This is a genomic window from Actinacidiphila sp. bgisy167 (genome assembly GCF_965342175.1).
Lineage (GTDB): Bacteria > Actinomycetota > Actinomycetes > Streptomycetales > Streptomycetaceae > Actinacidiphila.
On sequence record NZ_CBDRBL010000010.1, the window covers coordinates 20,073 to 43,667 of the forward strand.

General features: G+C 73.2%; 17 protein-coding genes and 2 pseudogenes. 6 read left to right on the forward strand and 13 right to left on the reverse strand.

The features are described 5' to 3' along the window. Positions 1-484 precede the first annotated feature (484 nt). Together ACRWND_RS06130 and ACRWND_RS06135 are read left to right on the forward strand one after the other, a co-directional pair. Positions 485-3,271, forward strand: coding sequence for an AAA family ATPase (locus ACRWND_RS06130; RefSeq protein ID WP_431946727.1), 2,787 nt, complete (start codon positions 485-487; stop codon positions 3,269-3,271). A gap of 572 nt (positions 3,272-3,843) precedes the next feature. Next, complete coding sequence (locus tag ACRWND_RS06135) at positions 3,844-4,920, forward strand: PP2C family protein-serine/threonine phosphatase (RefSeq protein ID WP_431946729.1); 1,077 nt, start codon at positions 3,844-3,846, stop codon at positions 4,918-4,920. Here ACRWND_RS06135 and ACRWND_RS06140 read toward each other — a convergent pair. Both ACRWND_RS06140 and ACRWND_RS06145 read right to left on the reverse strand, forming a co-directional pair. Beyond that, positions 4,921-5,124 (reverse strand): annotated as a pseudogene (locus tag ACRWND_RS06140) (helix-turn-helix domain-containing protein); the annotation flags it as partial. After that, the gene (locus tag ACRWND_RS06145) at positions 5,115-5,795 is read right to left on the reverse strand and encodes a hemerythrin domain-containing protein (RefSeq protein WP_431946731.1); all 681 of its coding nucleotides are present in this window, start codon (positions 5,793-5,795) and stop codon (positions 5,115-5,117) included. The pseudogene ACRWND_RS06140 and the gene ACRWND_RS06145, both read right to left, overlap by 10 nt. Positions 5,796-6,374: 579 nt before the next feature. Here ACRWND_RS06145 and ACRWND_RS06150 point away from each other — a divergent pair. Together ACRWND_RS06150 and ACRWND_RS06155 are read left to right on the forward strand one after the other, a co-directional pair. Further along, complete coding sequence (locus tag ACRWND_RS06150) at positions 6,375-6,620, forward strand: hypothetical protein (protein WP_431946733.1); 246 nt, start codon at positions 6,375-6,377, stop codon at positions 6,618-6,620. Between the two features lie 613 nt (positions 6,621-7,233). Then, positions 7,234-8,001 carry an SDR family NAD(P)-dependent oxidoreductase gene (locus tag ACRWND_RS06155; RefSeq protein WP_431946735.1) on the forward strand — a complete coding sequence of 256 codons (768 nt, stop codon included), beginning with the start codon at positions 7,234-7,236 and terminating at the stop codon, positions 7,999-8,001. A 102-nt stretch (positions 8,002-8,103) separates the two neighbouring features. Here ACRWND_RS06155 and ACRWND_RS06160 read toward each other — a convergent pair whose 3' ends face one another. Beyond that, positions 8,104-9,093, reverse strand: coding sequence for a hypothetical protein (locus ACRWND_RS06160; protein ID WP_431946737.1), 990 nt, complete (start codon positions 9,091-9,093; stop codon positions 8,104-8,106). Between the two features lie 572 nt (positions 9,094-9,665). On the opposite strand from ACRWND_RS06160, the gene rph reads away from it, so the two are divergent. After that, the gene (gene rph, locus ACRWND_RS06165) at positions 9,666-12,275 is read left to right on the forward strand and encodes a rifamycin-inactivating phosphotransferase (RefSeq protein WP_431946739.1); all 2,610 of its coding nucleotides are present in this window, start codon (positions 9,666-9,668) and stop codon (positions 12,273-12,275) included. 112 nt (positions 12,276-12,387) lie between these two features. Here rph and ACRWND_RS06170 read toward each other — a convergent pair whose 3' ends face one another. From ACRWND_RS06170 to ACRWND_RS06185, 4 genes are all read right to left on the reverse strand, one after another. Beyond that, on the reverse strand, positions 12,388-13,221 hold the full coding sequence (locus ACRWND_RS06170) for an enoyl-CoA hydratase/isomerase family protein (protein ID WP_431946741.1): 834 nt from the start codon (positions 13,219-13,221) through the stop codon (positions 12,388-12,390). A gap of 334 nt (positions 13,222-13,555) precedes the next feature. Beyond that, complete coding sequence (locus ACRWND_RS06175) at positions 13,556-14,980, reverse strand: flotillin family protein (RefSeq protein ID WP_431946743.1); 1,425 nt, start codon at positions 14,978-14,980, stop codon at positions 13,556-13,558. A gap of 117 nt (positions 14,981-15,097) precedes the next feature. Beyond that, positions 15,098-15,601 (reverse strand): hypothetical protein, encoded by a 504-nt coding sequence (locus tag ACRWND_RS06180; RefSeq protein WP_431946745.1) that lies wholly within the window; start codon positions 15,599-15,601, stop codon positions 15,098-15,100. Positions 15,602-15,914: 313 nt separating this feature from the next. Continuing rightward, a complete protein-coding gene (locus tag ACRWND_RS06185; protein WP_431946747.1) occupies positions 15,915-16,109 on the reverse strand; it encodes a hypothetical protein in 195 nt (64 codons plus the stop codon). A gap of 320 nt (positions 16,110-16,429) precedes the next feature. Here ACRWND_RS06185 and ACRWND_RS06190 point away from each other — a divergent pair, with 320 nt between their 5' ends. After that, positions 16,430-18,139, forward strand: a complete 1,710-nt coding sequence (locus ACRWND_RS06190) for a sensor histidine kinase (protein WP_431946748.1) — start codon at positions 16,430-16,432, stop codon at positions 18,137-18,139. Positions 18,140-18,231: 92 nt separating this feature from the next. Here the strand turns inward: ACRWND_RS06190 and ACRWND_RS06195 are convergent, their stop codons facing one another. The 6 genes and pseudogenes from ACRWND_RS06195 to ACRWND_RS06220 all read right to left on the reverse strand — a co-directional run bounded on the left by ACRWND_RS06195 (position 18,232) and on the right by ACRWND_RS06220 (position 23,326). Beyond that, positions 18,232-18,933: a response regulator gene (locus tag ACRWND_RS06195; RefSeq protein WP_431946750.1), complete on the reverse strand. Its 702-nt coding sequence runs from the start codon at positions 18,931-18,933 to the stop codon at positions 18,232-18,234. A 134-nt stretch (positions 18,934-19,067) separates the two neighbouring features. Continuing rightward, the gene (locus ACRWND_RS06200) at positions 19,068-19,754 is read right to left on the reverse strand and encodes a helix-turn-helix domain-containing protein (protein WP_431946752.1); all 687 of its coding nucleotides are present in this window, start codon (positions 19,752-19,754) and stop codon (positions 19,068-19,070) included. A gap of 301 nt (positions 19,755-20,055) precedes the next feature. Next, a pseudogene (locus tag ACRWND_RS06205) lies at positions 20,056-20,690 on the reverse strand (CBS domain-containing protein). 159 nt (positions 20,691-20,849) lie between these two features. Next, on the reverse strand, positions 20,850-21,773 hold the full coding sequence (locus ACRWND_RS06210; protein ID WP_431946754.1) for a universal stress protein: 924 nt from the start codon (positions 21,771-21,773) through the stop codon (positions 20,850-20,852). Between the two features lie 61 nt (positions 21,774-21,834). Next, on the reverse strand, positions 21,835-22,497 hold the full coding sequence (locus tag ACRWND_RS06215; protein ID WP_431946756.1) for a pyridoxamine 5'-phosphate oxidase family protein: 663 nt from the start codon (positions 22,495-22,497) through the stop codon (positions 21,835-21,837). Positions 22,498-22,669: 172 nt separating this feature from the next. After that, positions 22,670-23,326, reverse strand: a complete 657-nt coding sequence (locus tag ACRWND_RS06220) for a CBS domain-containing protein (protein WP_431946758.1) — start codon at positions 23,324-23,326, stop codon at positions 22,670-22,672. Positions 23,327-23,595 lie beyond the last annotated feature (269 nt).

The following is a 23,595-nucleotide window of genomic DNA, read 5'->3' on the forward strand; positions in this document are numbered from 1 at the left end:
ACCGCCGGCACGGCGGACCCGGCCGTCCACGAGGGCGTGGACCGGGGCGGCCACACGTCCGCCGGGAGTGACCGTCAGGTGAGCCGAGCCCGTATCGCGCGGCGGCGTCGCCGGCATTCCGGTACCCGCGGATTCCGTTCGGCGGCTCGGTGCCGGCGGTCGTCCTGGAAGGCACGACGGGCACGGCGGCGCACGGCCTTTTCCCCTGTGACCGCAATTCCACGGCGGCACCATCGCGACGGACCGCCCCGGCAGGCCGGCGGCGACGGAACGCACGTCAGTGCCTCGGTCCCGGCGGCCGAGGCGCTGCGCCGCGCCGTACCGGGGTGAACACAGCGGACGGGCGCTTGAACGCCAGGAATACGGAAGGTGAATTTCCCCGCGTTTGTGAGGCATAAGTCACCATTGCCCGCCTGAGCGTGCCCTCAGGGCCGTGTGAGAATGCTTGCGTACACGCCCTGAACCAGAGAGCAAGATACTTCTGATGCAACCCTCGGTGTACATGGCCGACGTCGACAGCGACACGCCCCAAGTGGTGGGGCGCGCGGGGGACGTGGAGCGGATCGAGGGACTGCTCGGCTCGGTCGAGTCCGGCGGTGCGGTGCTGCTGTACGGCGATCCCGGTGTGGGCAAGACGGCGCTGCTGGGCCACCTCGCCCACAGGGCGCTGGCGGCCGGCGCCAGGGTGCTGCGGGCGGCGGGCACGGAGTCCGAGAAGGACGTCGAGTACGCGGCGCTCAACCAGCTTCTCTTCCCCCTGTGGGAGGAGACGGACCCGCAGGAGCTGGACGGGGCGCACCGCGAGGCCCTCCGTGTGGCCCTCGGCTTCGGCGAGGGGGCCCCGGCCGAGCGGTACCTCGTCTCCAACGCGGCCCTGGTGCTGCTGCGCCGGGCGGCAGCCGCGGCGCCGGTCCTGCTCGTCGTCGACGACATCCAGGTGGTGGACCGCGCCAGCGCCGCGGTGCTGAAATTCGTCGCCCGCCGGCTCGCGGGCAGCAGCGTCACGTTCCTGGCCGCCTCGCGCAAGGGACGCGGCGGGTGCGTCGGATCCGGTGTGGGAGCCGAGCACGAGGTCCTGCCGCTGGACGAGGAGGCGGCGCGGCTCCTGGTCGGCGCCGCCCACCCCGACCTCGCCGGCCAGGTCACCGAATGCGTCCTCGCCGTGGCACAGGGCAATCCCCTGGCGCTGGTCGAGCTGCCGGCGGCACTGACCGGTCCGCAGCGCGCGGGGCTGGAGCGCCGCCCGACAGCGCTGCCGCTCACCCGGCGTCTGATCCAGGCCTTCGGCTCGTGCGTGGCGAACCTTCCCGAGAGGACACGGCGGGTGCTGCTGGTGCCCGCGCTGGAGGGGACGGGTGACCTCACCGTCGTCCAGCGCGCGGCGCGGAGGCTCGACGACGGGGCCGACCTGGACGATCTGGAGGCCGCCGAGCGCGACGGCCTCGTACGGATCGAGGAGAACGACCACCGCGTCACCTTCCGGCACCCGCTCTTCCGTGCCGCGGTCATCGACGCGTCCACCTCCGCTGAACGCCGGCGCGTGCACAGCGAGCTCGCCGAGGTACTGCGCGACCGGCCCCATCAGCGGGCGTGGCACCTGGGGGAGGCATGCGTCGAACAGGACGAGGACGTGGCCGCGCTGCTGGAGGACACCGCGCACCGGGTCCTGCGCCGCGGCGACGCCCTGGCCGCGATCCGGGGCCTCACCAAGGCCGCGCACCTGAGCCCCGGCGCTGCCGACCGGGGTCGCCGGCTGGCCGCGGCGGCCTACCTCCGCACGGACGCCTCCGGCGAACTGACCATGGCCTCGCGCATCCTGGACGACGCCCGGCCCCTCGGGTCCGACGACCGCGCGTCCCTCTACTCGACGGCGGTCGCGGTGCACCGGATGCTCGACGGCGATGGCGACATCGATACGGCCCACCGTATGCTCCTCGGCGCGATCGAGAAGGCCGACCTCACTCACGCGACCTGCGACCCGGCCCTGGAGGAGGCCCTCTACCTGCTGCTGATGCTGTGCACCCTGGGCGGCCGGGAGGAGCTGTGGTCGCCCTTCCGCACGATCGTGGACCGGCTCGGGCCGGACGTGCCCTGCCTGCTGGCGGTCAACGTCGCCACCCAGGGCGATCCGGCACGCACGGCGCTGCCGGCCCTGGGCGATCTGGAGAAACTCCTCACGGACCTGCCCCAGGAGACCTCCCCGGCCAGGATCACGCGGATCGGCTCCGCGGGCATCGCCGTCGACCGGGTCACCGGAGTGCGCGACGCCATAGCGCGTGTCCCGTCCCGGGGGCGCCGGCAGATCGTCACCCTGCCGCTTCTGTGCACGGAGGCGTTCCTCGCGGGCCGGTGGGACGAGGCGGCCGAGCTCGCCGACCACGGGGTGCGGCTGTGCAAGGAGCACGCCTTCGAGGCCGTCTCCTGGTACTTCCGGTACTACAAGGCCGCCATCGCGGCGGCGCGCGGCGAAGCCCGCAGCGCTGAGGAGACGGCCGACGCCATGGCCCTGTGGGGCGCGTCCCGCGGCGCCCGGCACCTGGTGACCCTCGCGGAGCACGTCCGGGTGCTCGTCGCCCAGGGGGAGGGCGACTTCGAACGCGCCTACCGGCACGCGGTCGCCATCAGCCCGGCCGGCGAGCTGGCCTCCTACACGCCGGTGGCGCTGCTGGTGATCGGGGACACGGTGGAGGCGGCCGTACGCACCCAGCGTCCCGCCGAGGCCGCCGCCCACGTGGCCGCCGCCCGGCACGCCCGGATCGCCGAGATCTCCTCGCGCAGGGCCATGCTCGTCGACGCGTCCGCGGCGATGGCGGCCGAGGCGGACGAGGAGGCGATCGAGCTGTTCGAGCGGGCGCTGTCGCATCCCGGGATCCAGCAGTGGCCCTTCTGCCTGGCACGGGTGACCCTCGCCTACGGGGAACGGCTGCGCAAGGCGAGGTCGACGACCGACGCGAGGGCGTCGCTGAGCGCGGCGCTGGCGACCTTCGAGCTACTCGGCGCGCGCCCGTGGGTGGAGCGGGCCAGACGCAGCCTGCAGGCGACGGGATGGATGGTCAAGCGCGCCGGGGGCCCGGAGTCGGTCAGCCTCACGCCACAGGAGCTCGAGATCGCCCATCTCGCGGCCTCGGGTCTCACCAACAAGCAGATCGCCGAGCGGCTCTACCTCTCCCCCCGCACCGTGGGCGGCCACCTGGGCCGGGTCTTCCCCAAGCTCGGCATCACCTCCCGGGCGGCGCTTCGCGACGCACTGACGGGCCTGGCGGAGCGCTGACCCGGGAGGTGCGGCCCGCCGGGCGTGCTGTGTGGCCTGCCGCACGGGGTAGGACGGTGCGGCAGGCGCCTGGCGTGGCCGTGCGCTGATGCGGGGGCCGCGCCGAGCGGCGCGCTGACGCTGATCCCGCTGTCGTGGGCCTCACCGGCGGGGAGGTCTCCGAGCAGGTCTGTCCCTGCCCCCGCACCGAGTACCGGCTGGACCTGACCACCGCCCGTACCTCGGACGACTGGCGTCTCGCCACCGGCCCCCGCGCCTCGTGGAGGTTCCGCTCGGGCACGCGGCGCAGCCGGCCGCGCTGCCGCTGCTGCAGGTCGACCACGCCGTGCCGGTCGACACCCGCGACGCGGTGGCCCCCGCCCGCCGCCACGACCTGGTCCCGTCGGCGGCCACGCCTTCGCGGCTTCTGCACGGGCGGGCAAAGGCGCGTGCACGGCGGGGCAAGGCGCCCGGCGTGAGCCCTCCTACGGTCGAGATGTCCCCCACACATGGGGTGCCACGGCACGGGGCCGGGAGCGCTCGTGGGATCCGCCGTTACCGGTCCCGCGCACGGAGTTGAGGAAGTGATGCCTATGCCCGACATCGAACAGTTCGAGGAGGAGCCGGGTGGCGACCGGCCCAGGCGGCCCATGGCGGTCGCAGGGAGTGTGGCGTGGATCCTTGCGTTGATCGCGGTATGCGTGACCCTGCCGTTCTACGAGCACCCGAGTCTCGTGTGCGGGCTGGCACCCCTGGTCACCGCGGGAGTGGTGGCGGTGGTGATGGGGCGCGTGAAGGACCGGTACCGACACGGCGCGGCGCGAGCGCGTGCCGTGTCGGACACGGTGCGGCGGACCCTGCTGCGGCCGCTCCCCGAGCGCATCGGCGCTCTGGAGCTGGCCTCCGTCTACCGGCCCTGCGGGGGGCGGGGACAGGTCGGCGGGGACCTCTACGCCGTTGCGCGGAGAGGCCGGACGACCCGACTGATCATCGGTGACGTGTGCGGCAAGGGACTGCACACCTTCGAGGACGTCGCCGCCGTGCTCGGGGCGTTCCGGGAGTGGGCCCCGCGCGCCGCGACCCTGGGCGAGCTGTCGGCACGCCTGGAGGAGAGCTTCCTGCGGCACCTCGCCGAGACCGACGGCGCTGTCCGCGACACGGACGAGCGCTTCGTGACCGCACTGCTCTTGGAGGTGTGCGAGGGCGAGCAGTGCGCACGGATGATCAACCACGGTCATCCGCCGCCGGTGCGGGCGAGTCGGGGTGACGTCGCCCTGGTGGCGGGCTGTCCCTCGCCCCCCTTGGGACTGCACGCCCTGCGCGGGTGCGGCGCCATCGAGGAGTGCTTCGAACTGGCTCCCGGTGACACGCTGCTGCTCTACACCGACGGGCTCGTCGAGGCGCGCGACGCCGCCGGCGACTGCTACCCGCTGCTGGACCGCGCGACGGCGTGGCGGTGGGTGCGGCAGGACCCCGCGCACCACGAGTGTCCCTGCCTGACGGACGCGTTGGGGGAGATCCTCCGGGACCTCGTCCGACACGCCGGTGCGCTCCCGGAGGACGATCTCGCGATGGTCGCGCTGACCCGGACGAAGGAGCCGGCCGCTGCGCTCTCCGGGACCCCTGGCACGGTCTTCCGTGAGGGAACGGGGCAGCTGCGGCAGGACTGATCAGCTGTCGGATTGCTGATGGAGGAAGCCGGTGGCCTGCAGGGGTGCAGCCTGCAGGCCGCCGGCCTGTCGCCATTCGGCGGGGGAGTGACCGTAGACCGCCCGGAAGCTGCGGCTGAAGTGGGCGTGGCCGGCGAAGCCCCACCGGTGCGCGACGGCCGTCACGGTCTGCTGCTCCGGTTCCGGCCGGACGCTCAGGCGCCGACGCGAGGGGGCCAGGTCGTTCCGTGGACCTGCCGGGCGTAGGAAGCGTACCGGCGGCGGGCCACAACGGGGACGATCATCTGGACCGGCAGCGGGAACGTCGCCAGGACCGACTTGACGACCTCCGGGTCGCCCTCGTACATGGCCATGCCGAAGATGAGCGGCATGTCGTTCCTCGGCGTGTTCCGCATGCCGAGCTGAGACACGAGGCGCCACTCGGCCGCAGTGATGTACTGCGCGGCCAGCGGCAGGACCTCCTTCTCCTTGAGCGTCAGATGCCGGAGGAGCGCGGTCAGAAGCCGCTCGAGCGCATGGGCGAGGTCCTCGCCGCCCTGTCCGGTCGAGCGCCATTGGGCGAGCAGTCCGACCACCTCGGTGTACCTGACGTCGACGGCGTGCTGCTGCTCCATCATCGGCATGATGAACTCCGCGTCGACGCCGGCCCGCTCGACCAGCTTGGGCCAGAGCACCCTGTCCTCGCCCTTGTGATGCGTCCGCAGGATCCGGCACATCAGTTCGGCGTGGGCTCCGACGACCCGCGTGCGCCGGCTGTCGCCCGGAGCGACGGACCGGACGAGGTCGGGAAGCAGTCGGAACTCCCGGCGCAGCGCGCTGTGGGCCATGAGCATGTCGCGCGTGTCGGCCATGGGTTCGTCGACGAGTGGAGCCATTCTCTCTTCCTTGTGCGGCTGCCCGGCATCCGGACGCCGCCTCGGCTGCCTGCGCCGGGCGCGACCTCGCGCGCCCGCCGTGCCGCGGAGTGTGCTGGGTGATCAGGGCAGGGGGAGGCGCGGAAAGGGCGCGCACCAAGGGCCCCGCCCGCAGCCCGGACCACTGTGCCTGCGGCCACCCGGCCTCCGCATGCGTCAAATGTCCCGTCGCTCCCGCGGTCGCACGGGTCGTCTGTCGCGTCCGTCCGCCGCGGGAGCGTCCAGGTCACCGGCAACGTCCCCTGCCGCCGGCCTTGGTGACGGTGCCGGGGCCGTGGGCCGGTCCGGGATACGAACCGTCACCGGTGTCCGAACCGGGCGGCGCCGATCGCCAGCCGGGCTGAACGGGCCTGTCGAAGAAGGAATTTCGAGCCGGGCCACCGGGCCGGCGTCCACCGCGACGTGCTCTGCGCCGATGGCGCGATCCATTGGGGCGCACGATGCGGGACCTTCGCCCGTGACCGCACGGGCGGCAGCCGGGGATGCCGGCCTCGGCGCGGGCCGGGCGCCGGCCTCGACGTCCCGCCCGGGCGAGAAGACGTGATCGCGTACGGGCCCCTGCTCTCCGACGGCGGCAGCGCATGGCTCGGTACGGCGGCCCTCCTCCGGGCCGCGGGCCAGGACACCGCACGCGCCGTCCAGGCGGCCCGTGTGTACGACGGGATCGGGGTGCACCCTGGCAGTTCGGTGGCCGGAGGTGATCCGAGCCGGCGGCGCCCGCTGAGCGGAGCGCTCGAGCCCGGCGGGGCGGCTGACACCGGATCGCCGGGCCTGCCCCCGCCGTGAGGGCAGCCGGAAGGGGCGCCTGGTGGTCGGCATCCGCCGCAGTGTTCCGTCGGTCACTCCGGCATCGCCGCGTTGCCGCCGGCCGGCCTGACGCCGTACGCGTCCCCTTGATCGCCAAGGTGACCCTGCCATGCGGGACTGGAGCATCGCCGCAGGTCACCGGCGTGTGAAGGACGCCTCGTCGGGGTGCGGCCGACAAGGCGACCGCCGGCGATCCCTTCTGTCCGGGGCATGGGATCGCCCATCGGGTCGCTGCTTGACGCCGGCCACCCCCGGGAGGATGCTTGACGTGTCAATCACTTTGGTGCTGCGGGCACCGACGCCTACCCGAGGAGTGCCCCATGGCCCCCACCGCTTCGGCCGCCACAGGGCGCGCCACGGCGACCGCGTGGTCCGGTGCCGCGGCCTCCCCGCCGACCGGACCGGCCCGCCCCCACCCGGCGGCGTCCACTCCGGTACGAGCAGACGCCGCCACGGCCGGCCCCGGCGCGGTGCTCTTACCGAGGCGAGGCGACGGAACCGGGCGCACCGCGCGCCCGAGCACCGCCCGCCTCTGGACGCCGGCACAGCCGAACGCACGCACCCCGTTCATCCCCTGGCAGGAGAAGATCCCATGGCAACACTTCTTGACAGCAAAGTCGTACTGATCACTGGCACCGGCGGCGGCATGGGCCGCGTCGCGGCCCAGGTGTTCGTGAGGGAAGGCGCGAAGGTCGTCGGAGCCGACATCAACGCCGAGGCCAACGAGGAGACCGTCGAACTCGTACGACGAGCGGGAGGCGAGATGACGAGCATCGCGCCCGTCGACCTCACCGACCCCGAGCAGGTGCGCCGCCTCGTCGACGACGCCGCGGCCGCCTACGGCGGGCTCGACGTCATCTACAACAACGCGGCAGCCCTGCGCTTCGGCCCACTTCCCGACTTCTCCGTCGAAGACTGGCACACCACCATCACCGGCGAACTCGACATCCCCTTCTTCGTCTCCGAGTCCGCCTGGCCGCACCTCGTGCGCCGTGGCGGCGGCGTGATCATCAACATCGCCTCCATGGCCGGCATGATCGCCGGCGCCAACCCGCCGATGGTCGGGCACACCGCCGCCAACGCGGGCGTCATCGGTATGACCCGGCAACTCGCCCTCGAGGGCGCGCCCCACGGCATCCGCGCGGTCGCGATCAGCCCCGGCCCCGTCCTGACCCCCGCCAGCGACCGGGACCTCGGCGACAACCAGGCCGCCCGCGACGCGATCACCGGCAAGACCCTCCTCAAGCGCTTCGCCCGGCCCGAGGAGATCGTCGAACTGGCCGCCTTCCTCGCCTCCGACCGGGCCTCCTACATCACCGGAGCGAACTACGCCGTGGACGGCGGAGCCAGTGCGTGGTGACGCATCGCGCCGGGCCCCGCTCCGGCCTGCCTCCGCTCCCGGTCCCGCTCTCGCGGTTCCCGGGGGCGGGGGCTGTGGGGCGGCCCCCGCCGAGCCTGCGGATCAGGACCCGGACGCGAGTCCATCGGCCAGCTGCTCGGCGCGGGCCGCGGCCCTGCCCGCCCGGCGGCGGGCGTCGCGGGCGGCCTTGCCGGCGTCGCGGTGCCGGCGCCGTACCTGGTCCAGGTCGTCGCGGGCGGCGCGTAGCGTGCTCTTGGCGTCCTTGACCTGTTCCAGCAGGGCGTCGAGGTGCTGCTGGGCCTCGTCATGGTGACGGACCGCGGTCTCGAAACCCTTTTGGGCGGCTGCGGCGTCGTTCTCCAGGTCCTCGGCCTCCCGCTCGGCCTGGCGTGCCTGCTCCTCGGCTCGCCCGGCCTCTTCGCGTAGGCGCCGTAGCTCCGCCTTCCGGCGGCCCGGCTGCCCGCCCCCCGCCGTCTTCGCCGGTTTCCGCCGAGGCTTCGGTCTCTGCTTCTGCTTCTGGTCTCGCTTCTCCTGCTGCTGTGGCTGCTTCGGTGGCGGGCGGCGCGGAAGGTCGCCCCCGTCGGCGGTGGTGGCCAGGCCCGTGAAGTCGACGGTGGCCGCGAGGGGCCTGGTGAGGCGGCCTCGCGTGAGGTCCGTCCCGGCCTCTGGGTCGGCGAGTGCGGCGTGCAGGGTCTCCTCGACCCCCTGTACGGCTCGGCCGGTGAGGCGGTGTCCGGAATCGGCGGCGAGCTGTGCGGCCTGCCGGGACAGGGCCCGCACGAGTTCCCCCTGCCGGCGGCCCAGTTGGCGCAGCTGATCGCCGTCGAGTTCCCGGTGGGCCTGGCGCAGTGCTTCGCCGAGCCGGAGCAGCGGGCCGACCTCGTCGTGGCGCTCGCGAGCCAGCAGATTGGCGGCCCACGCCGAGATGGTGGGCTTGCGCAGTGCCGTGATCCGGTCGGCGAGGGCCCGGTCGCCGGCCTTCCGGGCGGCCCGGGCGTGTGCGTCTCGGGCGCCGGTGAACCGCGCGGGCGGCAGCCGGTACAGCTCGTCGGCGACCGCGTCGAGGTCCGGGGGAGCGTCCTTGTCTGCCACGGTGTACCACCTGCCCGGCCGTCGGCCCCGTACCCGCTGCCCGCCGGGAGCCCGCGGTCGCGCCGGGGCCCGGCGCCGGGCCGGGGACTGCTGCGGCCCATCGAACAGCCGCCCCTGCCGCCCCGCACCCGCACCGCGGCCGATCGAGTGGGCGCGGATCGGACGGCGGCCGCCGCGGGCGCGGTCCGCCCTGCGGGAGCGTGCCCGTTCCGGCGGATGACGGAAAACGAAAAGGCAAGGAGAACGCTCTCCTTGCCGCTCTCAAGGTATAGCGCACTGGGGGGCTTGCGGCAAGGCCCGGGTCAAGGCGCACAATCGTCGCTCGCTGCCGCGACTCGTGACAACGGGCTCGGCAGCGGCGAGGAGCCGGGCGGTCGTGGACGCGCGGGCTCGCCGCGCCCAGGCGCGGGGGCGCGACCGCCACCGCATCCGGGACGTTGCCTGACGATCGATCAGGAGCGGGGAATCAAGGACAAGGACGTGCTCGCGATGAGGTTCGACGACATGGGAACGCCGGTGGTGCGGTCGGCCACCGCGCCGCGACGGAGCGCGGCAGGGCGGGAGGCGAAGCGATGACCGGGCGATATGTGCTGGATCTGCGCGAGGTCGACGCGACGCATGTCGCGCTCGTCGGCGGCAAGGGCGCGCACTTGGGCGGGCTCTCGCGGATCGAAGGGATCCGCGTGCCGGGCGGCTTCTGCGTGACGACGGAGGCCTTCCGGCGGATCACGGCCGAAGTGCCGTCGCTCGGTGACCTCCTGGATCGGCTTTCGCGCCTGGACCCGGGGGACCGGGAGGCGATCCGCGCGCTCAGCGCCCACATGCGCCGGTCCGTCGAGGCAGTCGGGATCCCGGGCGATCTCACGGCGGCGATCACCGGGGCGCTCGCCCCGTTCGGCGAGCGGGTGGCCTTCGCCGTCCGGTCCAGCGCGACGGCCGAGGATCTGCCGACGGCGTCCTTCGCGGGCCAGCAGGACTCCTATCTGAACGTCATGGGCGCCACGGAGATCCTCCGACACGTCAGCCGCTGCTGGGCCTCGCTGTTCACCGAGCGGGCCGTGACCTACCGTCTGCGCAACGGCATCGATCACCGTGCGGTCCACATGGCCGTGGTCGTCCAGCGGATGGTCCTCCCGCAGGCCTCCGGCATCCTGTTCACGGCCGACCCCGTCACGGGAAACCGGAAGGTCGCCACCGTCGACGCCGGCTTCGGCCTCGGCGAGGCCCTGGTCTCCGGGCTGGTGAGCCCGGACGTCTTCACGGTGCGCGACGGCGAGGTCGTCGCAAGGACGATCGGCGAGAAGCGGCGTGCCGTGGACGCCCTGCCGGACGGCGGTACGCGGGAGGTGGCGATCGACGCGCGGCGGCAGGGGCAGCCGGCGCTGACGGATGCGCAGGTCGTGGAGCTCGTGCGACTCGGACGGCGGATCGAGGGGCACTTCGGACGACCGCAGGACATCGAGTGGTGCCTGGCCGAGGACGGCTTCCGATTCGTCCAGAGCCGGCCGATCACCACGCTGTACCCCGTCCCCGTCCCCGTCCCCGGGACCGGCGACCGGGGACAGCGCGTCTACGTCTCCGTGGGCCACGGCCAGATGATGACCGACCCCATGAAGGCGCTGGGGCTCTCCATGTGGCGGCTGACGGCCATGGTGCCGATGCACGAGGCCGGCGGGAGGCTGTTCGTCGACGTCACCCCGCGCCTGGCTTCGCCCGCGAGCCGCACCGCGCTGCTGGACGCCATGGGCCGAGGCGATCCGCTGGTCAGGGACGCTTTGGAGACCGTCCTCGAGCGCGGCGACATCGCCCCCACGCCGCCGGCCGCGGGCTCCGGCGGGCCGCCGGCCGGCACCGCTCCCGAGCCGGTCGCGACCGATCCGGCCGTCGTCACCGCACTGATCGAGCGCAGTCGGGCGTCGATCGCCGCTCTGCGGCGCGACATCCGGACGAAGACCGGACCGGCGCTGTTCGACTTCCTCCTGGAGGCGTTCGAGGAGCACAAGCGGATCCTCGGGGATCCCCTGAACCTGCAGGTCGTCACCGCTGGGATGGAGGCCACATGGTGGCTGAACGACAATCTGCGGGAGTGGCTGGGCGAGAAGAACGCGGCTGACACGCTCACGCTGTCCGCGCCCGGCAATGTCACCTCCCAGATGGGGCTGGCGCTGCTGGACGTCGCGGACGCGATCCGTCCGCATACGGAGGTCGTCGCGTACCTGCGGGGCGTCGAGGACGAGGACTTCCTGGACGAGCTGGTGAAGCTGCCGGGCGGGGGAGAGGCGCGTGATGCGGTGGAGGCGTACCTCGACCGGTACGGCATGCGCTGCGTCGGCGAGATCGACGTCACGAGGCCGCGCTGGAGCGAGCGTCCCACCGCTCTCGTGCCCCTGATCCTCGACAACGTCAGGAACTTCGAACCGGGCGAGGCCGCGCGGCGCTTCGCGGAAGGCCGGGAGAAGGCGCGGCAGAAGGAACACGACGTGCTGTCCCGGCTGCGGGCCCTCCCGGACGGGGACCGGAAGGCCGACGAGGCCAAGCGGATGATCGACCGGGTCAGAACCTTCGTCGGGTACCGGGAATACCCGAAGTACGACATCGTCAGTCGCTACTTCGTCTACAAGCAGGCGCTGCTGAAGGAGGCGACGCGCCTCGTGCGGGCCGGTGTGCTCGACGAGGAGGAGGACGTCTTCCACCTCACCTTCCACGAGTTCCGCGACGCCGTGCGCGAGAACCGGGTGGACGGCCGGCTCATCCAGGAGCGCAAGGAAGCGTTCCGGTGGTACCACTCGCTCACGCCGCCCAGGGTGCTCACATCGGACGGCGAGGCTCTGACCGGGGCGTACCGGCGCGACGACGTCCCGGCCGGTGCGCTGAGCGGCCTGCCGGTCTCCGCCGGGACCGTCGAGGGCAGGGCCCGCGTCATCCTCGACCTGGCGGACGCCGACCTCGAAGCGGGCGACATCCTGGTCACGACCTTCACGGACCCCAGCTGGTCGCCGTTGTTCGTCGCGGTCGCGGGCCTGGTGACGGAGGTGGGGGGTCTGATGACCCACGGGGCGGTGATCGCCCGGGAGTACGGTCTGCCGGCCGTCGTGGGGGTGGAGCGGGCCACCCGGCTGATCGAGGACGGGCAGCTGATCCGCGTGCACGGGACCGACGGGTACGTCGAGATCCTGTCCTGAGCGGTGGCACCGTGAGTCCCCGCCGCCGTGGAGCCGCTGCGGAGACTCACGGTCGAGTTTCATCCCGGCCACGGCGCCGGTCCCGTGTGGCCCCGCCGGCCCGTCGACGGCTTCACTCCGTGCCCACCTCGGGCTGGCGCCCGAGGTGGTACCCCAGGCGCGTCTCGTAGTCGCCCGGCTGATTGCGTCCCGCGGCGATCGCGGCGGGAAGCCTGCTCTGCGACCCCGGCCAGTCGAAGGAGTGCAGGTACAGCTCGTAGGAGGACCGCAGATCCTCCGCGGAGGGCAGCGTGCAGCGATTGATCTGCTGCTTGACCGCGGCGATCGATTCCTTGTCGAAGGAGGCGATCCGGCGGGCGAGCGTGTCGACGAAGGCGTCGAGATCGCTGTCGGGAACCATGCGGTTGATCCACCCGTACCGCTCGGCCACGTCACTCGGGTAGTCGTCGCTGGACAGGGCCACCTCCAACGCCCGCGCCCGGCCGAGCAACCGGGGCAGATGCTCCAGACCGCCACCGCCCGGGAGGTTGCCGTTGGCCGTCTCCGGCTGGCAGAACAGCGCCCGCTCGCTGGCGAAACGCATGTCTATCGCCTGGATCAGCTCGCAGCCCACGCCCCTGGCCCGTCCGCGCACCTTCGCGATGGAGACGACGGGCAGACGTGACAGCCGTGCGGTGGCGTCGATCAGCAGCGGGTAGCTGCCGGCCCCTGCTTCTTTGGGGGTCTCGCTGATCCGGGAGGTGTCGTAGTGGTTCAGGAAGTACTCGGGGTTCGCCGACTCGAAGACGGCCACCCGCAGCTCCGAAGCGGCCTGCAGGAGATCGACCAGTTGCGGGAGATCGGTGAGCATCTCCGGTGACACCAGATTGATCGGCGGACTGTCGAGCGTGATCCGCCACAGGCGTGCGGTCTCGGCGGTCACGGAGAAATGGGCCCATTGCTGCACGCGTTCGTCTCCTCTGTTCACCGCTTCCGGGAGCGCAGTGGGCGTGTGGGTCACGGAGGTGCGCACGGCAACACTGCGGCCACCGCTGCTTCGCTGTGTGAAGGCGCGGTCGGAGCGGCGGTGACCTCCACCCTGATGGCGGGCGCGAGCGTGCGGAGCAGGCCGCCCGACGACCCTGGCGGCAAGGGTGCTTGCCCGACGGGGTACGGGCGTACGGATCGCGAACCGAGCTTGCTGGAGCGGGCGTTCCGGCACATGGGGCCCAACCCGGCGCCCTGGGACGGAGATACGGCGCGGGAAACCCATGTACAGGCCAGGGGTTTCCCGCTGCGCGTCAGTCGGCGATCTCGATCCTGCCGTTGGACTTCTCTGCGGGAGCCGGAGCCGCGGTTCCGCGCTTGGCGAGGCTCTTGAGAAGGTCGGCGAGGTCGACTCCCGTGGTGGAGCTCAGCAGCTCCATGCCCTGGGCCACGTTGTCCGCGACCGTACGGGACAGCTGGCCGGCACCGTCCGTCGAGATCACCGTCATCTTGTCCACGGCGGCGAGCGGCTCGGACGCCTTCTCGACGACCTGAGGCAGCACCTCGACCAGCATCTGCAGCACCGCGGCGTCGCCGTACCGGGCGAAGGCGTCGGCCTTCTTCTGCATGGCCCCGGCCTCCGCCGAGCCCTTCGCGGCGATGGCCGCGGCCTGCGCCTCGCCCTCGATGCGCACGGCCTCGGCGAGTGCCGCGCGGCGCGCCTTCTCACCCTCACCGGTCAGCCGGGAACGCTGGGCGTCCGCCTCGGCCTGCTTGACCAGCGCGATGCGCCGGGCCTCGGCCTCCTGCTCGGCCTGGTAGCGAGCGGCGTCGGCCGGCTTGCGCACCTTGGTGTCGAGTTCGCGGTCGGTCAGCGCTGCCTGCCGGGCGGCGACCTTCTCCTGCTCGGTGAGGACCTCCTGCCTGCGGGCCGCCTCGGCGAGCGGGCCGGCGGCCGCGGCCCGGGCGGCGGCCTCGTCCGTCTCGGCCTTGATCTCGGCCTGCTTGAGCGCGAACGTCCGCTGGGCGATCGCGATCTCCTCCTCCGCCTTCAGCCGGGCCTGCTCCGACGCCTGCCGCGCGAGGGCCTCGGCGATGTCCGCCTCCTGCTTGGCCCGCGCGGCCTCGGGCCGTCCCAGGTCCTCGAGGTAGGAGCCCTCGGTGGTGATGTCCTGGATCTGGAAGGCGTCCAGCACCAGCCCCTGCCCGGACAGGCTGGCCTCCGCCTCCTCGGCCACCTGGCCGGCGAAGGCCGCGCGGTCACGGATGACGTCCTCCACCGACATCCGCCCGACGATCGAGCGCAGCGCACCCGACAGGACTTCCTGGGTGAAGCCGACGATGCCGTTCTGCTGCATCAGGAACCGCTGCGCCGCCGCGCGGATGGAGTCCTCGGTGCCGCCGACCTTGACGATCGCGACGCCCTCCAGGTGGGCCTTCACCCCGCGCAGCGTGACCGCGCCCCGGACCGCGACGGGGATGTGCCGGCTGGACAGGTCCAGGGTGAACCTCTGCTGGACGAAGGGCACGACGAACACGCCCCCGCCGACCACGACCTTCTGACCGCTGTTGTCGGTGAAGACCCGTCCGGTCTCGGGGTCGGTCGACTTCTTGCCCCGCCGGCCGGTGACGATGAACGCCTGACTGGGGCCGGCGACCTTGTAGCGGGTGATGACGACGAGGGCGAGCAGAACGACGAGTACGACGACGCCCACCACGGAGGTGAGTACTGGGCTCATGCCGGATTCCCTTGGTCGGAGAAGGAAGGACGAGGACGACGTGGCGCCGCGGCGGGGCCGCGCGCGGGGCGAAGCGAGGAGTGTCGGCGGACGGGGATGCGGGGTGCGGGGGCGCGGTCAGTCCTCGACGGGGCGCACGGCCACCGATGTGGCCGACAGCGCGGCCTCCACCCACACCCGGGATCCGCGCGGGAGCGCGACGGAGCTCTTGGCCGCGAGCTTCACGGGCTGGCCGGCCAGGTACGCCAGCACCTCGCCGTAGCCGTCCGCCGGAATAGCGGTGACCACCGTGCCCGCACCGCCGATGAGATCGTCGCCTCGTGGTGTGACCGAGGTCCCCCCGTGCAGCAGAGACTGGCTGAACTTCCAGGTCAGCCAGCCCGCCACGACCCCGGCGGCCACCCCCGCCGCGGTGGCGGGCACCGTCCCGAGATCCGTGGTGCCCGAGACGATCGCCCCGGTGAAGCCGAGCATCGACACGAAACCGGCGACCACCGGCAGGGAGAGCAGACCGTCCAGGCCCCCCAGCCCGTCGAAGAGTCCCTCGAGCACACCGTCGAAGAGGAGCCCCAGCGCCAGCACCACCAGACCGGCGATGCCGATACCGAGAAACCACCCCATCCCGCCCCCCGCGGCTCGCTGGTCTGATCTTCTGTGAAGACACCGCGATGGTGACACGGTGCCTGGCACCGGGTCATTGCCTGGTCCCGGCAAACTTACGCGTTCTTTACGGCCTGCTCCGACCGCTCCGACGGCCTCCGGGGGCGGCGCGGTACGGCGGGCGGACGGTCGGGCGGCTTCGGCAGCGCCAGGGGCGGGAACGCGAGCGGCCCCGCCGGAGCTCGGGCAAGGAACGTCGGCGGGACCGCGCTATGAGCCCGTCCGGCCTCGTGCGCCGTCACCACTCGGGGCCGGGCGGGCGTCCGGGGGAGCGTCAAGGACTGCGCTCCGTGTGGACGGGGGTCAGCAGCCGCCAAGAGACGCCGGGGCAGCCTGCCGGTACCGGCGGGAAGGTGTGGCCCCGCACGTCCGTGGTGGTGAAGCGGTGGCTCTTGCCGCAGGTGCACTCGTAGACGCCGCTGACCGGCACCTTCTCCCCGGGACGATGGGTACGGATCTTCGGGATCACGGGGTCCTCCTCGCCGACCGGGGGCCTGGGCGGGCCGCCGCGCCGATCGCCGGGGCGGGGCACGCCCTTGGGAGGCCGCCTCGGGGTGGGTCACGGGCGGGCCGTTCCCATGTGGTCCCCTTGCCTCACGCCCCGGGGTGCAAACCCCTCCGGGCGGCGGCTTCGTACCCCGCCGGGTGGCGGAGGCCGGTGCGCGGGCGCACTCCGGTCGCCGGGATTCGCCGCGAACGGCCGGGGAAGCGTTCGGGGCGGTCCGGATCCCGCTATGTTGAAGCTGTTCGGAGCTGCGAGCTGCTGTGCCGGATGGAGGAGCGGTGGGGATGGAAGGCGGCGAGGGCGCGGAGCGCCTGCCCCGTTTGCGCCTCGACGATCTCCTGGACGAGCTGCAGGTGCGCATCGACGCGGTGCGGGGGACACGTGACCGGGTGCACAGCCTGTTGGAGGCGGTGCTGTCGGTCGGCGGGGAGCTGGATCTGCCGCATGTGCTGCGGCGGATCGTGGAGGCCGCGGTCGCTCTCGTGGACGCCGAGTACGGGGCTCTCGGGGTGATCGGGGACGACGCGAAGCTCGCCCAGTTTCTGACGGTGGGCGTGTCGGACGAGCAGATCCGGGCGATCGGCCACCTGCCCTCCGGGCACGGCATCCTGGGCGAGCTGATCCGCCACCCCGAGCCGCTGCGCCTGGAGGAGCTCTCCGAGCACCCGGCGTCGTACGGGTTCCCCGCCGGGCATCCCCCGATGCACTCCTTCGTCGGGGTGCCGATCCGGGTACGCGACGAGATCTTCGGCAACCTGTACCTGACGGAGAAGCGCGGCGGCAAGCGCTTCGACGAGGAGGACGAGACCGTGCTGTCCACCCTGGCGGTGGCCGCGGGCGTCGCCATCGACAACGCCCGTCTGTATCAGGAGGCCCGGTCGAGGCAGCGGTGGCTGGAGGCGAACTCGGAGATCACCGCGAGCCTGCTGTCGGGGGTCGATGAGTCGCGCGTCCTGGAGCTGATCGTCGAGCATGCCCGTGATATCACCGGGGCGGACCTCGGCGTGGTGGCCCGCCCGATCGGGGGCGGGACGGAGGTCGAGGTGGCGATCGCCACCGGCACCGACGCGGATCTGCATCGCGGCCTGACCCTGCCCCGCGAGGGATCGTTCGCGGGCGCCGCGATGGCGGCCAGTGAACCGATCACCAGTCCCGATGTCGCGCATGACTCGCGTATCACCGCCGGCCCGGCCCGGTTCGCGGGGCTCGGTCCCGCCGTGGCTGTTCCGATGAGCACGCCCCAGGGGGTGCGCGGGGCGCTCCTGCTGGCCCGCGCCGAAGGCCAGGCCCCGTTCACCGACACCGAGACGGCGCCGCTGCTGGCGTTCGCCGGTTCGGCCGCGCTCGCCATGGAACTGGCCGAGCGACGCCGCTCCGCGGAGCAGCTGGCGCGGCTCGAGGACCGCGACCGCATCGCCCGGGACCTGCACGACCTGGCCATCCAGCGGCTGTTCGCCACCGGCATGACCTTGCAGAGCGCCGCGCGTTTCGTCGACCATCCACAGGCCAGCGAACGCCTGCTGCGCGCGGTGGACGACCTCGACGAGACCATCAAGATCATCCGTTCGACGATCTTCGGGCTGCGGGTCCGCGACTCGGGCCCTGGACGTCAGGGGCTTCGGGTGCGCACCGCCCGTGCGGTCGAACAGGCCGTGCCTTCCCTCGGGTTCACCCCGTCGCTGCGGATGGAGGGACTCGTCGACACCGACGTCCCCGCCGCCGTGGCCGACGACGTCATCGCGGTGCTGGGCGAGGCGCTGTCCAACATCGCCCGGCACGCGCACGCCGGTTCCGCCGAGGTCGCCCTGGTCGTCGGCTCCGGGACCGTCTCCCTGACCGTGACCGACGACGGCGTGGGACTGCCTGAGGGTGGCCGCCGCAGCGGCCTGACGAACCTCGCCCGACGCGCGGAGAAGCTCGGCGGAACGTTCACCGCTGCGGCACGCGACTGCGGCGGCACGCAGCTGGAATGGCGCGTACCCGTGCGCTCCTAGCGCCCGGCCGTTCCTCCGGGCGCCTCGCCCCTGCCTGGCCACCCCGGCGGCGGCAGGGGCCCGCCGCCGGGCGTGGCGCCCGTAGCAGGGTCTCAGCGGTGGGAACGCGGTTCTCCGCCGGCCGACTGGTGCTGGGTGGCCAGCACGGCCGCCTGGATGCGGCGCTCGACGCCGAGCTTGGCCAGCATCCGGGAGATGTGGTTCTTCACCGTCTTCTCCGACAGGAACAGCCGCTTGCCGATCTCCCGGTTCGTCAGCCCCTCCCCGATGAGCTCCAGGATCTCCCGCTCCCGCGGGGTGAGTGCGGCCAGCGTCTCGTCCTGCGGCTCCGGCGGCTCGTCCTGATGCCGCAGGCTGGACATCAACCGTGCGGTGGTCGCCGGGTCCAGCATGGACTGGCCGGAGGCCACCGTGCGGACCGCGGAGATCAGGTCGGAGCCCTTGATCTGCTTCAGCACATAGCCCGCCGCGCCGGCCATGATCGCGTCCAGCAGCGCGTCGTCGTCGTCGAAGGAGGTCACCATCAGGCATGCCAGCCCCGGCATGCGGGAACGCAGCTCCCGGCAGACGCCGATGCCGTCGCCGTCGGGCAGGCGCACGTCCAGGATCGCCACGTGCGGCCGCAGGGCCGGCCCACGGGCCAACGCGTGGTCGACGGTGCCTGCCTCCCCGACCACCTCGATGTCCGGCTCGGCGTCCAGCAGGTCGCGCAGGCCCCGTCGCACGACCTCGTGGTCGTCGACGAGGAAGACGCGGATCGGGGTCTGCGGCGAGAACTGTCCTGCACCGGTCATTCTGGCCCCCTGTTCCTGTACGCACCGGCTGCTGATGTCCCGTGACACCGTGATCGTCGCCCATGAGCCCCGCGCCCGCCAGGGCCGGACGGGCCCTCGGGCTTCGTCCGCCGCCGCCCTTCCCTCAGAATGCGTCAGGGTCGGCGGGCTGCCGAGGGCACGTCGATGTCCCGCCCGCTGATCCCCGCCACGTCGATCCGCACCCACAGATCGCGGTCGTCGTCCCCCGGCCAGGGGCCGCTGTACACCCGCTCGGCCAGGTACCGCACGGCATCCGGGTCCCGGACCCGCGAGGCCCGGCCCCGGACCAGGACGCTCCAGCCCTGGCTGAGCGCATCGTCGACATGGTCCACCTCGAAGACGACGTCCGTTCCGGTGACCTCGGCCGGTCCCGAGCCGGGCGCCGTCCGGAACACGACGGACCCGTCGATCACGCTGTAGTTCACGGGCAGGATGGCCTCACGGCCCGTCGTGGTCACCGCGACGCGGCCCACGCCGTGGCTGCCCAGGCGCGACCAGCACTGCTCGGGGGTGAGTTCCCGCAGCTGTGCGTGCGGCGACGCGCGGCCGAGACGACCGGGCGGCAGGTCGGCCTCCCCGCCGTTGAGCGCCACGACCGTCGTGTCCAGCACGGCTGCGAGCGTCCCCAGCGTTCCAGGACCCGGAGCCGCGGTGGACTGCTCCTCGATGAAGCGCAGATAGCTGGTGGCCATGCCGGCCCGGGACGCGACCTCCTCGCGGGTCAGGCCCAATTCGCGACGCCGGTTGGCCACGCGCCGCCCCAGGTCGCCAGGGGCGGCGGGAAACGGGTTCTGTGCCATGCTGCTCACGTCCTCGTCACGGTTGCGCGGGGCGGTGCGCCGGGAGGACGTGCTCCCCTCGGGCCCTTGGGCGCTTCTGGAGCCCTGCCTGCTCACTGCGCCGTTCTCCGCATCTGCCCGCTCTTCGGGCCGCTCTCGGCCTCCGGCCCGCTCTTCGCCGTTCTCGGCCGCTGTCTGTCGATCGTGTCCCACCCCCTCGGCCCGCGCCAGGGCCACCCGGCCCACCCGGATGGTCGATCCGGCCCTGCTGCGCGGCCTGACCGGGTGCCACGATGTGTGCCCCGCCCACCCACGCGGCCCCTCAGTCCCAGACGGCGTCGACGACGCCCTGCACCGCGCGGGCGACCCTGCACGCCAGCGGAACCAGCGAGGGGTCCGCCGGGTCCCCGGAGAAGTGGACGACGCCCTCCTCGACGCGTGTGCCCGCACCGGCGGCGGCTCACCGGGGAACACATGGGCGACGATGTCGCGGTTCACCTCCGCGACGATCTCCTCGTCAGGACGGAGGAAGACCTCCAGCAGGTCGCCCCGGCTGACGATCCCGCGCAGGACCCCCTGGCGATCGACGACCGGCAGCCGTTTCACCCCCCGCACTGCCATGGCCCGTGCCGCCTGTGCCGGCGTGGCCTCGAGGCGCACGCACACGGCGGGGGCGCTCATCAGCTCGTCGGCGGTGGTGGCGCCCGCCTTGCCCGGATCCGGCAGCCGCCGCGCCCGCTCGAAGCGGGTGGGCGCTCCGTCGCGGTACTCCTCCTTGGGCAGCAGATCGGCCTCGGACACCACCCCGACGACCCGGCCCTCGCCCTCCAGGACCGGCAGTGCACTGACCTTCCACCGCTCCATCGTGCTGACGATCTCCTTGAACGTGGCGTCCCGCCCGACGGCGACGACGGCCTCGGTCATCACGTCGGACACGGTGCGCGGGCTGCCGTTCATGACGGCCTCCTCGAGGGAGCGAGCTCCTTGTCGTGGACGGTCGCCCTCGGCGGGCGGACGCACTCGGGACGGAGGGCGCGGGGTCCCGGGGCGTCGGGCGGATCGGGTGGCGCCGTCCGCCGTGCCGGACACGGCCTCGGCGCCCGGACCGCACCAGGCTCAGTCGATGGGCACCAGGACGACGGGGCAGTGCGCGTGATGCAGCACGGCGTGGGTGACGGGGCCCAGCCGCATCCCCAGCGGACGCCCTTCCCGGCGGTGGGCGCCGATCACGACGATGTCCGCCGCGCGGCTGGCCTCCACCAGCGCCGCGGCCGCGTGTCCGGAGGCGGAGTCCACCCGGACGGCGACGTCGGGAAAGCGCTCGGAGAGCTTGGACACCGCGAAGCGGGCGAGCTCCTTGTGCTGCCGGGCCTGGACCGCCAGGTCCTGCTGGTGGGACACCGGCCATTCGCCCATCGGCACATGCGGGTGGGTCCAGGTGTGCAGCACCCGCAGCCGCGCGCCGCGGCGCTCCGCCTCCTCGAAGGCGAACAGGGCCGCCTCGGCGTCGCCCTCGTCCTTCAGACCGAGCAGCACCCTGTCGTGCAGGAGGCCCCGGCGCGCGGCCGCGTCCTCGCCGCGGACGACCATCAGAGGGCTGACGCTGTGGGCCGCCACCCGCAGGCTGACGGAGCCCAGGAGCAGCCCGGCGAAGCCGCCGCGACCCCGGGTGCCCACGACCGTCAGGGCGGCGGTCCTGCCCGCCCGCACCAGGGCCGAGGCCGCCGGCTCGGCCGACAGGTCCAGCGTGACGGTCAGGCCCGGGTGCCGGTCCGCCACACGCCGGGCGGCCAGATCCAGGATCGTCCGCGCCGCCTCGCTCGCCGGACGCTCGCGGTCGGCGTCCAGCCCGAACCCGACCTCGCCCGGGTCGGGCCACGGCAGCCCGTGCACGACCCGCAAGGCGGTGTCCCGCCGGTGCGCCTCGTCGGCCGCCCGGTCCAGGGCGCGCACGGCCGGATCCGATCCGTCGACCCCCACGACGACCTCGCCGCGCGGCGTGTGGAGCCCCGCGGGGGGAGGGAACGCGCTGTCGGTCATGCCGGGTCTCCCGTCGGTGTCGATGTCCTGCCCATGTCCTGCCGGCTCCTGCCGTCTCCTGTCAGCCGACCACGATGCGGCGGCCTGTCACGGTCGCCGGGGTGACCCGCAGCCACAGGTCGCGGTCGCCTCCGGCCCACGGCCCGGTGTAGGCCTGTTCGTCCAGCCGCCGCACACCAGCGGGGTCGGTGACGGTGTGCGCCATGCCGCGGACGAGCACGCTCCAGCCCTGGCTCAGCGCGTCGTCCACCTCGTCGACCTCGAAGGCGCAGGTGGCGTCGGAGGCCTGCGCGGGGGTGGCGGCCGCGGAGGTGCGGAAGGCGATCGTGCCGTCTGCGACGCAGTAGTTGACCGGCAGCACGGTCAGTCCGTCCGGCGTCGACAGGGCGACTCTGCCCACCCCGTGCGTGGACAGCAGACTCCAGCACTCCTCGCGGTCGAGATCCACCAGTTCCGCGTGCCCGGCCGCCATTCCGCGTCCCGGCGGCAGATCGGCGTCGCCGCCGCAGAGCGTGGACACACTCGTGTCCAGAGCCCTCGCCAGACCGCGCAGCGTCGCGACACCGGGGGCGGCGGTGGAGTCCTGCTCGATATACCGCAGATAGCCCGGGGCGATGCCCGTGCGAGCGGCCACGTCCTCGTGCGACAGACCGAGTTCGCGACGGCGCGCCGCGATACGCCGTCCGATGTCCCCCGGTGCTGTGGGCGCGGAGTGCTTCGTCATGACCGGTCACGTCCTTCCCCGTTGCCGGCCGCCGGGCAACGGCTCCGTGTGCTCCGCCTGCTGCCAGGGTCGCGCGCGACCCTCGGCCGCCGCTTGGGCCGGTCGGACCCGCCGGAGGGTCCGACCGGGCCGCCCGTCTCCGCGGGCCCTCGCGGCCGCCTCCCGCCGGACGTCACACCCGGCTCGAGGTGAGATCGAAGCGCACATCGACCACCCCTTCGACGGAACGCGCCATCCGGGCCACGGACGGCACAAGGGAGCGGTCGGCGAGCAGTCCGCTCACCGTCACGACTCCTTCGGCCACGTCGATGTCCAGGGATCGCCACGCCTCCCGGAGCAGCTCCGCCATGACGAGTTCCCGCACCTCGCGGGCGATGTCCTCGTCGCTGCGGAGGAACACCTTGAGCAGGTCGCCCCGGCTCACCACGCCCCGCAGCACGCCCTGTGCGTCGACGACCGGCAGCCGCTTCACGCGGTGCAGTGCCATGGCCCGCGCCGCCTGTGCCAACGGTGCGTCCTCGTGCACGGTGACCGCCGGGGCGGTCATCAACTGCTCGGCGGTGACGGCGGCCGCCTTGTCGGGGGCCGCCGCGGCGGGATCCGCGACGACCGGTGGGGCGACATCCTCGCGGTGTTCCTCCTTGCGCAGCAGATCCGCCTCGGAGACCACGCCGACGACCCGGGTGCCGCCGCCCACCACCGGCAGTGCGCTGACCTTCCACTGCTCCATGGTCCGCACGATCTCCTTGAACGACGTGCCCGGGGTGACCGCGACGACCTTCCGCGTCATCACGTCGCCGACCGTCGCCGGGCGCCTGCCGGGGTTCATGGCCTCCTCCTTCCCGAGCGGGCCGGACAGGCCCGCCCCACCGGTCCCGGGTCGACGGGCAGCCGTCGCCGCCGGGCCGCCCGTCCCCTTTTCGCTGACGTCGTGCCGGGACGGGGAACCGCGGCGCGGCGGCGTCCCCCGGTCACGGCGAGCGGCTCGCGCGGACTCCGGTCACACCGCCCGGCAGCGCCGCACCGTCGGCGGCGTTGCCGCGCCGGTGCCGCCACGGCCGGTCCGACCAGGGCCGCGAACACCGGCCGCCCGATCGG

Coding starts and splice junctions, on each gene's coding strand:
- ACRWND_RS06130 (WP_431946727.1), top strand. CDS start 485: ATGCAACCCTCGGTGTACATGGCCGACGTCGACAGCGACACGCCCCAA.
- ACRWND_RS06135 (WP_431946729.1), top strand. CDS start 3,844: ATGCCCGACATCGAACAGTTCGAGGAGGAGCCGGGTGGCGACCGGCCC.
- ACRWND_RS06145 (WP_431946731.1), bottom strand. CDS start 5,795: ATGGCTCCACTCGTCGACGAACCCATGGCCGACACGCGCGACATGCTC.
- ACRWND_RS06155 (WP_431946735.1), top strand. CDS start 7,234: ATGGCAACACTTCTTGACAGCAAAGTCGTACTGATCACTGGCACCGGC.
- rph (WP_431946739.1), top strand. CDS start 9,666: ATGACCGGGCGATATGTGCTGGATCTGCGCGAGGTCGACGCGACGCAT.
- ACRWND_RS06175 (WP_431946743.1), bottom strand. CDS start 14,980: ATGAGCCCAGTACTCACCTCCGTGGTGGGCGTCGTCGTACTCGTCGTT.
- ACRWND_RS06180 (WP_431946745.1), bottom strand. CDS start 15,601: ATGGGGTGGTTTCTCGGTATCGGCATCGCCGGTCTGGTGGTGCTGGCG.
- ACRWND_RS06190 (WP_431946748.1), top strand. CDS start 16,430: ATGGAAGGCGGCGAGGGCGCGGAGCGCCTGCCCCGTTTGCGCCTCGAC.
- ACRWND_RS06195 (WP_431946750.1), bottom strand. CDS start 18,933: ATGACCGGTGCAGGACAGTTCTCGCCGCAGACCCCGATCCGCGTCTTC.
- ACRWND_RS06200 (WP_431946752.1), bottom strand. CDS start 19,754: ATGGCACAGAACCCGTTTCCCGCCGCCCCTGGCGACCTGGGGCGGCGC.
- ACRWND_RS06210 (WP_431946754.1), bottom strand. CDS start 21,773: ATGACCGACAGCGCGTTCCCTCCCCCCGCGGGGCTCCACACGCCGCGC.
- ACRWND_RS06215 (WP_431946756.1), bottom strand. CDS start 22,497: ATGACGAAGCACTCCGCGCCCACAGCACCGGGGGACATCGGACGGCGT.
- ACRWND_RS06220 (WP_431946758.1), bottom strand. CDS start 23,326: ATGAACCCCGGCAGGCGCCCGGCGACGGTCGGCGACGTGATGACGCGG.